This is a genomic window from Paenibacillus methanolicus (assembly GCF_008124765.1).
GTDB classification, from domain to species: Bacteria; Bacillota; Bacilli; order Paenibacillales; family Paenibacillaceae; genus Paenibacillus_Z; species Paenibacillus_Z methanolicus.
This window is the reverse complement of sequence record NZ_VNHS01000012.1, coordinates 122,532-134,698: the sequence shown is the minus strand read 5'-3', so window position 1 is coordinate 134,698 and position 12,167 is coordinate 122,532. Positions and strand designations below refer to the sequence as shown.

The window sequence follows — 12,167 nt, the reverse complement described above, 5'->3', positions numbered from 1 at the left end:
AACTGCTAGGGACGGAAGGCTATCGCTTCCGTGGTACCACCCATGTTTGTCATCCGCCTCGCGGCGAATAACCTTAACAAGTACGTCTGCAAGCATTGCGCAGATCGCACCCGGCACATTAACGCGTGCCTCGCGATTTCCCCTAATAGGACGGCCGGACAGGCGCGTATTTTCAGGGAAACAGCTCCGAGGTGAGCTCGTTGGAAAGGGATTCTGGCGACGGTTGCAGCAGATCCGTCCGCTCTCTGAACAAAAGAGCCCTTAACACTTCGTCCTCATCATTGCCGATAGAGTATTAACTTGTTGATTATTATATGCTCACCGATTCGGTTCGTCAAGGACTCGATTTCGCGCAATTCGAAAAAGTGAGTATTGCGGAGCAAGCACCGCAATTCGCCCGCATACATACGATACAACAACCCATGCAGAAAGCGGGATGATCGCCATCGCTCTCATACGGCCAAGACGCCCCCGGACGGATGACGCCGAAATCATCCGCCTCATCCGCACCGAGCTGATGCCGCTGTCGCATACCGCCAACCCGAACGACGCGAAGACGATCCGCGAGCTGCCCAAGCGTCTTCGCCAAGGCGTCACCTTCGTCATTTCGCGCAAAAAAACGAGCATGCCGCTCGGATTCCTTCACCTGTACGTCATCGGTGATATCCTCCAATACGACATGCTCGCCATTCATCCCGACCATCGGGGCAAACATTGGGGCCGGCTGCTCATGGCACACGGCGAAGCGTACGGCCGTTCCAAAAATTGTACCCTCGCCCGGCTGTTCGTCGATAAAGGCAACGACAAAGCGCACTTCCTTTATCAAAGACTCGGGTTTACGACCGTGCGCTACTACGACTTCATCCGCTGCTACGAAATGACCAAAACGCTCGCCCCTTAACGCCGAAGCGGTCTATGGACCGGCTTAGAACAGGCCCGGATAACCGCCGTAAGGACCGTACGGACCTGGACCGTACGGTCCGAATCCGGCTCCGCCGAACTGCTGGTCACAGCATGGGCCGTCGAACCCCGGGCCGACGCCGGGGCCGAACCCGGGACCGAAACCCGGCCCGAAACCGCCGCCGAAACCGCCGCCAAATCCGGCTCCCCAGAACGGCAGCGTGCCGATCGCCAGCAAATCGAACAGCACCAACGGCAGAATCGCTTTCGTTTTCACTTTTTTGCCTTTGTCCTTGCCGACCGGTTTCAAAAAGAGTTTATTATTCGAAACGCGGACAAGCTTGCCGGAAGCGACCGAACCGTCTTTGCGAACGGCATAAACCGTTTTGCCAACCAATTTACGAGCTTGCTCTTTGGTGACGCGCTGCATGAGCGTTTCCCTCCCAAGGATATGGACTGCCAAGCCGCTCTCCGCCGGGGGACAAGAGTGGAGAGCGAAGCTCAGTTGTCCTATATCCTATTCAGCGCGCTTGCCGCCGGATTGTATCTTTGTCACGCGAACAAGAACCTAAACACGCTCGACATATGTACACTATAGGTGGACAACCGTCTATTTGAAGGATGCGAGTTTCTCTCCGCATGCTGCTTATTTGGCTCGCTCCATAGCCCTCCGGCTGCAGCTGCGTCCCGTTCCAAACGCCGGTTGCTTCTAAATAGTATCCTGGTTAAACGAAAGAGCGACGTTGCTTCGTTCATGTCAATGGAACATCTAGAACGGGAGCAAGTCGGCTCCCCCCATCCGAGCGATCCGTCCGCGGGAAGAAAGACGAGCTGGCATTGAGCCCTCATCCCGCCTCACATTCGTGATCGGGCAGCGTTCAGCTCGATGATATTATGGTCCGGATCCAGCAGGAAAATTTGGGCAAAGCCCGTGATGCTGTCCGGCTTGGCTCTGTATTTCAAACCGTGCTCGTTCAACCAATCGATCGCCGCTTCATATTCCGGAACGCGAAGCGCGAAATGCCCGTCTCTTGTATCGATGCCGCCCGCCCTTCGTGTCTCCCCGTCGTGGACAATGAGATGCAGCTGTTGGCCGTTCTCTCCAATCGCGAACCACGCGCCGGGAAAATCGAACGGCGGCCGCGGAATCTCCTTCAAACCGAGAATCTCCCTATAGAACGTTTTGGCCCGGGCAAGATCCGTGACTGGTATGCTTACATGGTGATAGCCGGTTGTCAGCAGCATGGTTTTCTCCTCCTCTTGTTTCGTTTGCTCCACCTTATTGTAACATTGGTTATTGGTTTTCTTGCGCCGGCTTCCCTCGGAGGGCGAAATAGCTGGCGCCGGCTTTTAGCGGCGACGGGCGTTTCGTTCCGGATAAGCGGATTGGTTTGCGTTCACAATCGCAAGATTGGGAATGCAGCATTCTGCGAACATGAAGCGGATTGGTTTGCGTTCACGGTCGATAGACCGAGAATGCAGCATTCCGCATATAAATTCTTGTATTATGAAAAAAACGGCTTGAATGGTTGTCCATTCAAGCCGCTATCTTGCCCTTAATCAATCTTAAACTTGCGCACCATCGCCTGCATCTGCTGCGCGTGCTGATTCAGCTCGGACGCGGAGTTCGAGATTTCCTCCATCGCGGCCAGCTGCTCTTCCGACGACGCGGACATCTCTTGCGCGCTGCCGGCAGAAGTCTGCGAGACGCCTACGATCGTTTGCATGGAGGCGTTCACTTGCTGCGTTCCCGCCGAGAGCTGTTCGGCCGCGGCCGTAATCTCCCGCACCTGATCCGCCACGCGCTGAACCGAACTTTCGATCCGATTGAAGACGACGCCCGTCTTCTCGATGATCGCGATGCCGCTCTGTACCTCCGCGTAGCCGCCGTTCATCGCCGAGACGGCCTCCTGAACGGAAGATTGAATGAGCGCGATGATCGAGGCGATCTGCGCGGTCGACTGTTGCGACTGCTCGGCCAGCTTCTTCACTTCGCTGGCTACGACGGCAAAACCTTTGCCATGCTCGCCCGCCCGAGCCGCTTCGATCGAAGCATTGAGCGACAATAGATTCGTCTGCCTTGCGATTTCGCCGATGACTTCCACGATATGACCGACTTGCTTGGAGTGTTCGCCGAGCGAATGCACGACTTGCGCCGCTTTGGTCGTCGCCAGATGGATCGCGTTCATTTGGCCGACCGCGCTCGTCATGGCTTGGCTGCCTTGGCTAGCCGCCTCTTCGGCCTCCTTGGAAGTGTCCGCCACGTCCGACGCGTTCTCCGCGATGCGCTCGATGCCGATCGACATCTCTTCCATCGCCGTGCCGGTCTCTCTCGCCCCTTTGAGCTGCGATTCCATGCCCGACGCGATCTCCTGAATCACCTGGGCGTTATGGTGACTCATTTCAACGGAATCCTTCGCGGTCGAGGTCAACAGATCCGAAGCAGCGGTCACTTGGGCAGCCGTTACCAGATTCCCCTGTATCATCGTTCGCATCGCTTCGTTCATCCGGTTGAAGGAAACGCCCACTTCCGCCAATTCGTCCCGGGTTTCCAGATGGAGGGTTTGCGTCAGATCGCCATCTGCCATCGAAGAGGCCGCCTCCGACAAACGATCGACCGTGACTTGCACCGAACGGTAGAACGCGAGGAAAACGTACAACAGTACGAGAATAATCAGGACAAGCACAGCGCCGATAAGCTGAATCAGCCGCTTGCTGTCATCGATCCTATCCTGCAGCCGCTCCAACAACAGTTCCGTGTCGACTTCCATCATCGCGTAGCCGGCATTCATCGCGTCCGTCGCGATCTTCAGATAATCCTGGGTCGTGATCGTAAATTTAGCCGGCAGCATCAAATTCGTGTCGAGTTTAACCAAAAATCCGGTAATCGCCTCGTTCATCGCACGAGTAGGCTGCTCCATCTTGCCGCGGTTCCGGTCGGATTCGGCGATGAGAATCGCCATGCTGCGGTTAATTTCCGCGAGCCCCGATTCGACCATCCGCACGGTCGGGAAGACCCATTCTTTCTCGCTGGAGGCAAATTCACCCCGTGCGGTGGCCCGAATGCCCGTGACGCGCAGCTGCCCCAAATTCTCGATCAGCCTTGGCATCAAATTGACGACGCTGTTGGAGAGGTAATATTCCTCGAGATGCGATTCCAAGGTTAGCCCCGAATCATCGGATACCTCGACCATCAGATCAAGCGTTTGCCCGATCAGACCGCTATGTTTATCGATCGCTTGCGTGTCTTTCAATTTAGGCAGCGCGTTCAACAGCGTCTCCCAGAACTCCTTCAGATCTTCCATCCCCTGAGTCGCCGGGAGGTCGCTTGCATAATCCGACCGGGCCGCATCGAGCGCCGCGATCGCCTGCTTCACGTCCGCCTGCGCCGCCGTCAACTCCGCCTGGGGCGACCCGTTGACCACTTGAGCACGGTGCCGCTGAACCGCGGCAATAAATCCGTTCAGTTCCTTCATGTAACGAAGTCCGTTCCGCTCCGAGCGCGCAATGTCGATTTCTTGCTGCTTCGTATTCAACACATACACGCTTAAAATGGACATCGGCAGCAGCACAATGAGTCCGATTAACAAAAACTTCTGCCAGTACTTCATCAAGTTGATCAGTTTGACAGCTGGACGAAGCGCCCCCCTGTACAGTCGCATGATGCTCATGATGTTCCTCCTCTACCGTTATACATCCATGCCTAATGGATTACATCGGTAGAACAACGTGCATTCGTTAGGCGTAACCCCCTAATACTTACTGGAAACGGACGCTTCTTCCCAGGTACGGCGGGCTGGATGGGAAGGGGCTGAATAACAAAGAAAGGCCAAACAGAATAGTCTGTTTGGCCTTTCTTCCGCCAAGGCGCGATGCCTTGGCGATATGCAACGCATACTATGCGTTTACTTTTTCTTTTGCTACCGCTGCGAGGGAGTTGAACGCGTTGATGTCGTTCACGGCCAGGTCAGCCAGCATTTTGCGGTTTACTTCCACGCCGGCTTGTTTCAGGCCGAACATGAATTTGCTGTAGGACAGACCGTTTTGGCGAGCTGCCGCGTTGATACGAACGATCCACAGTTTGCGGATGTCGCGTTTTTTGTTGCGGCGGTCACGGTATGCGTACATCAGGGATTTCATGACTTGCTCTTTTGCTGTTTTAAACAGGCGATGCTTCGAACCGAAGTAACCTTTCGCGAGCTTCAAAATTCTTTTACGACGACGTGCGCGGACGAAACCGCCTTTAACTCTTGCCATGAGTAGAAACCTCCCGAGTGTTGTTTATTGCGTATTTGGAATCCGTATTCGCGTACGGACTATTTCAGGTTTGCAAGACCTTGTTGAATGCGGCGAACGTCGCCTGCAGCCATGAGCGGCTGGCCAGCAAGAACGCGCTTCTGACGGCCGGATTTACCGGAAAGCAAGTGGTTGCGGAACGCTTTGTAGCGTTTCACTTTGCCAGTACCCGTAATTTTGAAACGGTCTTTCAAACTGCTGTGCGTTTTCATCTTAGGCATGTGATGATCCTCCTCAAAGAATTATGCTTAGTTGTTGGTTTTTGGTGCCAAAATCATGATCATGCTTCGACCTTCCAGCTTCGGCACACGCTCGACCACGCAAATGTCCGCGACTTCCTTCTGAAGCCGGTCCAAGATACGTTGTCCGATGGCAGCATGTGTAATTTCACGACCGCGGAAACGGACGGAAGCCTTCACCTTGTCGCCTTCGCCGAGGAATTTCACGACGTTGCGGAATTTCACCTGGTAGTCGTTCTCCTCGATGTTCGCGCGGAACCACACTTCCTTCAGATCGACGATCTTCTGATTCTTGCGCGCTTCTTTCTCTTTCTTCTGTGACTCGTAACGGAACTTGCCGTAGTCCATAATGCGGCATACCGGCGGTTTCGCGGTCGGAGCAACGTTGACGAGGTCCATGCTAGCGTCGATCGCCATTTGAAGCGCTTCGCGGAACGGCGTAATGCCGATCTGTTCGCCTTCCGGTCCTACAAGGCGTACTTCCCGAGCCCGAATCTCGTCATTGATTTGATGTTCTCTGCTAATAACCTGCCACCTCCAAAAATAATGTGCATCTATAGCGCCCGCGGGCGCGGCTGCAAATAAAAAAATGCGGGCCCCTAGCGGACCCGCATTCCATTAACCAAGATCGTAGTCGTATCAATCATCGCTCGTAAGCGAGGACACTTCCATTCCTAGTCGCGAACCAGTCGGCCAAGCCGAGTAGGTGAGAAGCGGGTGCTTCTGCTTGCGCGTATTCATTTTGTTTCGTACCGACATAATATAGCATGGCTTGGCAGTGAAAGTCAATGCCGGAGTTTCGAGAGTAAAACTCGGGAGGCCACTCTTGGCTCGTGCTATTGGCTTTTGCTTTTGAATCTCGTGCCCAAGCGCGAAGCGGGGCACCCCAATGCAGCGGAGGTTTCTCGGCTGTAAGCGACTTTTGTCGCCGTGTTCTTCCCGTAGCGGGGACCTAATCCAGGAACACGGCAGACAACGGGAGCGTCACCGAGACAACCGGAGCCTTATTCGTTCGCCCGGTTCACATACTCGTTCGGAACCTCGTCGCCTTGGGAATTGTTGTTTTTGACCTGCGCTTTGCGTCCGTTGCGGAACTCCCCGCCGTGCACGTCGTTCTCGCGCTGGTCGTTGTTGTCCGTGTGGTCATGGCTGTTATGGTTGTAGTTCACGTTGTTGCTCATCGCATCATTCACCTCTTTCGCGCCTCGCGCGCGGAAATCGCCTGTCAGGCGTGCCGTCCTAGCGTCTGCCGGAAGAGGGAGAATTATGCGCGCGCCGGAGACGATCGGAGCTGCCGCAGATTGTTATTCTCGGCATGGACAGGAGTCCATGGCTTAGAAAAAGGACCGCTCGGATGAGCGGCCCTTGCGCGTGCTACACTTGCTTGCTCTGTACTTCCTCGAGCCGGATCACGCGCGTATGCTGCGTATGGCTCCACTGCTTGTTGTTCTGCGTGAAGAACGCGTAGAACGTAATCGGCAGCCAGGAGAGCTGGAAGAAAATCATCGAGATGAGATGGCCGTACATTTTCGGCGACTTGATGCCTTCCAGCGCCATGACGAGCGGGAACATCAGCGCGGTGAGCGTAAGCGATACGATCGCGATCCAGCTTGGCAGGTAGCCGTAGATCGAGATGAACGCGTTGTCCGCCGGGATGACGTTGTCGATCCAAATCATCGCCGTCAGCACGAAGCCGACCAGCGTAGTGTACGCGGACATCGTGTAGATGGCAGCGTCGAACTTGACGAAACTGCGCTCCTTGATGCTCGCCCAGATAAGCGGGAAGAAGTAGTTGCGCGCGACCGTGAAGTGCCCCTGCATCCAACGCAGACGTTGGCGTGCCGAAGCTTTGAACGTGAGCGGCTTCTCGTCATATACCTTCGCTTCGAAGTTCAGCACCGGATGGACGCCGCGTTTGACGCAGCGCATGGAGAACTCCAAGTCTTCGACGAGGCTCGTCGCGCCCCAGCCCATTTCCTTCATCAGGCCGGTCTCGAAGCACATGCCCGTGCCGCCCAGGAAGTTCGCCATCCGCAGATTGCGGCGTGACAGCTGCCATAGGCGATTGCAGTACCAGTACGTGATGCCGTACGAAGCCGTAACCCAGGAATCGTCCGGATTCTTCGTATCCAGATACGCCTGAATGACTTGGTGGCCGTCGCACAGGTCGTTGTTCATGTGAAGCAGGAAGTCGGTATTGACCAGGTTATCGGCGTCGAACATGACGATCGCGTCGTATTGGCGCGGCATCGCCCACAGTTCCTTGAGCATCCACTCGATCGCGTGGCCTTTGCCCCGCAGATGCGGGTTGTTCCGTTCGCAGGCGTGGACGCCCATGCTGCGCGCGATCTCCGCCGTATTATCCGTACAGTTGTCGCAAATGACGAAGACGTCGTACAGCTCTTTCGGGTAATCGAGATTTTTGAGGTTGTCGATCAGCGCGCCGACGACGGCCGATTCGTTGTGGGCCGCGACGAGCACGGCGAATGATTTTTGCGGTGCATGCTTCAGTTCCTTGCGTTTGCGCACGATGCCAAACAGCGCCAGCACGAATTGATAGACGCCGACGAAAGCGAGAATCACCTGAAGCGCGATTAAAATAACGTTGATGATCATATTCGGTTGTTGCCCCCTTAAGACCCCTTTTTTTGCGATACTCTCTCTGTTTTGTATGCGAGATGAACGCATGCCCCTTATAACCCGATCAGGCAACCGCGGCGTCTGTTTGTTTTAGCCACGGCCATACTGATTTTCCACACATTGCATTCGTTTGTCAAAAGCCCAAAAAGCGCTTGTACAGGCGTTTGAGCGAAGAAAAACGGTTTCAAGTCTAGTCCACGCTCGCGATTCCCTCGTTTTTCGGCCGCTCACCCGGTTTTTCAGCCAATTATGGAGAAAACTTCAGGCTTTGTATGGTAAACGACCCGCGCATTAAAAAAGTTTCATCTTCGCGCGTCAACGGGTGTGACGAATCGATGAACGTCCGGGCGCCGCCGCCTCCCGGCACGCTTCCAGCAATCGTCCGAAAATATCGTCCCACGATTGGCTCCGGGCGTGCGCCATCCCTTGAATCGCCATGCCGGCCCTCAGCTGCGGGTCCGCGTGAAGCAGCGTCAGCGCGTCGGCGAATGCCTCCGGGCTAGCGGGATCGCACAGGATGCCGGTCGACATCGGCTCGACGATGTCCGCCACGCCGCCGCTCGACGCGGTTACGACGGGCGTTCCGCAAGCCATCGATTCGAGCACGACGTTGCCGAACGTCTCGGTCGGCGACGGGAACAAGAAGACGTCCGCCGCGGCGTACCACTGCTGCAGCTGTTTCGGCGGCGTGAATCCGAGAAAACGCACGGGCAGCCCCATCGCGACCGCCTGCTCCTTCAGCCCCTGGGCGGAAGGTCCATCGCCGGCCATGACAAGCTGCGCATCGGGACATGCGCGCTCCCGAAATAACGCGAAAGCCGCCAGCGCGGTCTCGACATTCTTCTCCGGGGCCAGTCTTCCGGCATATAACACGACGAAACGTCCCGGCTCGATGCCGTGCGCCGCCAGCAATCCGCTTCGATCGACAACGGGGTGAAACAAGCGAGCGTCGATGCCGCGCGGCCATATGGTAAGCCGATGATCATCCCACCCCCTGCCGAGCAGCTCATTCCGGGTTGATGCGGAAGGCACGAATATGCGGCTTGCATCCTGGTGAAACCAATTCAGATATCTCCATAACATCTTAACCATCCATTGCAAATTGTAAAACGGCAAATAGCGGTCAAAATGCGTGTGGTACGAGGCTACGAGCGGGATGTTGTATTTGCGCGCGTAATGAATGCCGCATAAGCCGAGGTTAAACGGCGTGGCCACGTGAATAAGGGTCGGCTGAAATGCCTGCAGGGCGCGCCGGATGTGGCGCGGGTTCGGGAGCGCCAGCCGGCACTCCGGATAGAGGTAGAACGGCAAGCTCGCAAAGCGCTCCACCGCCGAAGGCGCGGGTTCGCCCGCGCTTGCCGCCGGATCCGGGGCAAATACCTGCACGGGGATGCCTTGACGTCTCAAGTAATCGGCCCATCTGCCAAGCGTCCGTGCCACGCCGTTCACTTCCGGTTCGTACGTGTCCGTGAAAATCGCCAGCCGCATATGCATCGCCTCCGCCTGCCGGTCGCTTCGGCGCGCCTGTCGGCACCCGCCTCAAGTCCCGGACTTCGAGTTTGGCTTCAGCTTAAAAAACCTGTGTTTGCGCTGCATCAAGCGAGTGCGAATGAATCGTTAATATGGGATTCGCAAGCCGTTGACACGGCGCGAACATTGAACCGGTAGAATGGGGATAATCGGGCGCCGGATGCGCCGCCTGAATGCGTGTTGCGGAGGGATGAGGGATGCAAACAATGGTGGCTTGGCTCAGGGGCAGGGAACACGCCCTGCTGGCTTGGGCGAATCGCAGACCGATAAACCGGATGATGGAACGCATGCTCGGAAGGTGGCTTGGCACGATAACGCACATGGGCGGAGCCAGCTTCACGCTGATCTCCGCCCTGTTGGTGGCATGCTTGGCCCCCGCCCCCTGGGGGGCGGCAGGCGCTCAAAGTCTCGCAGCCGTCGCGCTCAGCCATCTGCCGGTCGCGCTCGTAAAACGCAAATTCCGCCGGCTGCGGCCCTATCAGAAACTGCCGCACCTGCATTGCGCGGCCAAACCGCTGCAGGATCCGTCGTTCCCGTCCGGCCATACGACGGCGATCACCGCCTGGCTCGCGCCTTGGCTGATGGCGGACGCGTCGCTGCTGCCCGCCCTGCTGCCGGCCGCGCTGCTGATCGGACTGTCCGTCGCCTGGTCGCGGATGTACTTAGGCTTGCATTATCCTTCCGATGTCGCGGCCGGCGCCGTGCTCGGCTCGTCTACCGCCGTGCTCGTCTCTTCGCTTTGGTCGTTCTTCTGAGCTTCGAGTTTCGCCTTGCGGTGCGCCGCCAGCGCTTCCGCGCCGATGACGACCTCCACGCGGTGGATGTTATTGCCGCGTTCGACGAATTTGGACTCGTATTCGGTCAGCACCAGATCGTCGCGAATCTCGTCCTTATGCAAATGAAGCGAGATGTTGCGCATCACCAGCTCCATGTCCGCGAAGCTGTTCAGCGAGAATTCGAACAACGACAGCGAGTCGGTCTTAAAGTGAATCTCGCCGCGCTCGTTCAAAATCTCCATATACTTAGCCACGAAACGCCGATGCGTCAGCCTTCTGCGCGCATGCTTGGCCTTGGGCCACGGGTCGCTGAAGTTGAGATGAATGCGCTGGATCTCGCCCGGGGCGAACATCTCCTCGATGCCTTCGATATTCACGCGCAGCAGCGCCAGATTCGGCGGCGAGTCTACGCCTTGCTCGGCCCAAGCGTTACGCGCCTTCTCGCTCGCCCGGCGGATCAGCTCGTCATACATGTCGACGCCGATGAAATTAATGTGGGGATTGCGCACGCTCATCTCGCTGATGAATTTGCCCTTCCCCATGCCAAGCTCGATATATATCGGATTATCGTTGCCGAAAAATTCGCGCCAGCGTCCTTTATGCGGCTTCGCATCCAGCACGCAAAGATCCTTTTGGTTCTCGATCGCTTCCAGTATTCCTTTTCTTCCTCTAAGACGCATTGTCGATTGATTCCTCCATCATCTATAAGTACGTGTTCAAAAAGTCGACCATTCAGCACCGAGAAGGTGGCGGGATGGCGAAGAAGGAGGAGCGGAGTTTAGGCTTTAGGCTAACCTAAATGAGCACCGGACTTCAAGCCTGAACGCCAGATTCGATGCCGCGTTACACCTTGATTTACTTCGTGATCAATTGGCGACTTTTTGAACTTCCTCTATAAGCATAAGCTAGTCCTTATTGTGACAGGTGGGACAGGGGCTTGTAAAGGTTCGCGCGCAAAAGATAAAAAGCCGCCGGCGCGCTGCCGGCGGCTGAATCCGCATGCTTCTTAATCGGATGTTAGTTGAGCATTTGGCGCGGCTGACTGCCGCCTTCAATGTCGTACTTCTCTTCGAGCACGGAGTTGAGCTTCTTGCGCGCGGACACCTCGATGTTGTGGTTGCCGTGAAACCGGATGCCTGCAAGCGCCATCAATTCTTTCATCGTCAGCTCTACCGTTACCTTCTGATCGCCTTGCGGAATTTTCACTTGTCCGTTCATTCTCCATCACCTCATGCGGTTTTATAGTGACAGTATTTCCAGAAAACCGACTTGCTATGACAAGGGTAGGAATGGTGGCGAAATGCTTGTAAGTATTGATCTGTCGCACTTTTAAGATAACACATCATGTAAGGTTAAGCAAGAGATATTTTCCAGATGGGTCGCCTAAATTATACCCTCCCCCTACCCCCTCCGCCGAGGGGGATCCGAGGGCTCCGCCCTCTGGACACCCGTTTCGTGCGGGTTCGCTTGTTCGCGGGTGGCGGGTGATTTCGAGTTGGCACGCTTTTGTCCTTGCGGACAAAGCTTACGCTCGAGGAGGACTTAGAAAGCTGGGCACAACCCTCAGGACGTGGATGCCTTGGGTGGTTGGCGGTGCTTCGTCGGATTAATGGCGCTGCGTGCTTGGACTCGCTTGTCGGCCGGGCCGCCAGGCTGACGTTTTCTGAAACATTGCCCTCCTTGCTTTGCTCGAAGGGAGGCTTCGGGGCACCTTGGTTCCAAGGTACGCCTTGCCTTTAGGAATGAAAACCGGGATTTCCCGCAAAATCGGGACTTTCCAACCACC

The 12,167-nt window shown here is 56.1% G+C and carries 13 protein-coding genes; 2 read left to right on the top strand and 11 right to left on the bottom strand.

The features are described 5' to 3' along the window. The first annotated feature begins 436 nt into the window (after positions 1-436). Entirely contained in the window at positions 437-901 is a 465-nt protein-coding gene (locus BCM02_RS28325) for a GNAT family N-acetyltransferase (protein ID WP_148932504.1), read from the top strand. Positions 902-925: 24 nt separating this feature from the next. Here the strand turns inward: BCM02_RS28325 and BCM02_RS28320 are convergent, their stop codons facing one another. The 9 genes from BCM02_RS28320 to BCM02_RS28285 form a co-directional block, all read right to left on the bottom strand. Beyond that, a complete protein-coding gene (locus BCM02_RS28320; RefSeq protein WP_148932503.1) occupies positions 926-1,330 on the bottom strand; it encodes a hypothetical protein in 405 nt (134 codons plus the stop codon). Between the two features lie 425 nt (positions 1,331-1,755). Next, complete coding sequence (locus BCM02_RS28315; RefSeq protein ID WP_148932502.1) at positions 1,756-2,145, bottom strand: VOC family protein; 390 nt, start codon at positions 2,143-2,145, stop codon at positions 1,756-1,758. A 311-nt stretch (positions 2,146-2,456) separates the two neighbouring features. Continuing rightward, complete coding sequence (locus tag BCM02_RS28310; RefSeq protein WP_148932501.1) at positions 2,457-4,571, bottom strand: methyl-accepting chemotaxis protein; 2,115 nt, start codon at positions 4,569-4,571, stop codon at positions 2,457-2,459. Positions 4,572-4,797: 226 nt separating this feature from the next. Further along, positions 4,798-5,157 (bottom strand): 50S ribosomal protein L20, encoded by a 360-nt coding sequence (rplT, locus tag BCM02_RS28305; RefSeq protein WP_148932500.1) that lies wholly within the window; start codon positions 5,155-5,157, stop codon positions 4,798-4,800. Positions 5,158-5,216: 59 nt separating this feature from the next. After that, entirely contained in the window at positions 5,217-5,417 is a 201-nt protein-coding gene (gene rpmI / locus BCM02_RS28300; RefSeq protein ID WP_148932499.1) for a 50S ribosomal protein L35, read from the bottom strand. A gap of 27 nt (positions 5,418-5,444) precedes the next feature. After that, on the bottom strand, positions 5,445-5,942 hold the full coding sequence (gene infC / locus BCM02_RS28295) for a translation initiation factor IF-3 (RefSeq protein ID WP_148932498.1): 498 nt from the start codon (positions 5,940-5,942) through the stop codon (positions 5,445-5,447). A gap of 497 nt (positions 5,943-6,439) precedes the next feature. Then, positions 6,440-6,616, bottom strand: coding sequence for a hypothetical protein (locus BCM02_RS35480; protein WP_187434471.1), 177 nt, complete (start codon positions 6,614-6,616; stop codon positions 6,440-6,442). Positions 6,617-6,809: 193 nt separating this feature from the next. Next, complete coding sequence (locus BCM02_RS28290; RefSeq protein WP_425466210.1) at positions 6,810-8,051, bottom strand: glycosyltransferase family 2 protein; 1,242 nt, start codon at positions 8,049-8,051, stop codon at positions 6,810-6,812. Between the two features lie 339 nt (positions 8,052-8,390). Continuing rightward, a complete protein-coding gene (locus BCM02_RS28285) occupies positions 8,391-9,563 on the bottom strand; it encodes a glycosyltransferase family 4 protein (RefSeq protein WP_148932497.1) in 1,173 nt (390 codons plus the stop codon). A gap of 239 nt (positions 9,564-9,802) precedes the next feature. Between BCM02_RS28285 and BCM02_RS28280 the strand changes: the two genes are divergently transcribed. Next, entirely contained in the window at positions 9,803-10,360 is a 558-nt protein-coding gene (locus BCM02_RS28280) for a phosphatase PAP2 family protein (protein WP_148932496.1), read from the top strand. Here BCM02_RS28280 and trmB read toward each other — a convergent pair. After that, positions 10,279-11,061 carry a tRNA (guanosine(46)-N7)-methyltransferase TrmB gene (gene trmB / locus BCM02_RS28275; protein ID WP_148932495.1) on the bottom strand — a complete coding sequence of 261 codons (783 nt, stop codon included), beginning with the start codon at positions 11,059-11,061 and terminating at the stop codon, positions 10,279-10,281. The two genes, BCM02_RS28280 and trmB, sit on opposite strands and share 82 nt — an antisense overlap. Before the next feature lie 337 nt (positions 11,062-11,398). Further along, complete coding sequence (locus tag BCM02_RS28270; protein WP_148932494.1) at positions 11,399-11,599, bottom strand: hypothetical protein; 201 nt, start codon at positions 11,597-11,599, stop codon at positions 11,399-11,401. Between the last annotated feature and the right edge of the window lie 568 nt (positions 11,600-12,167).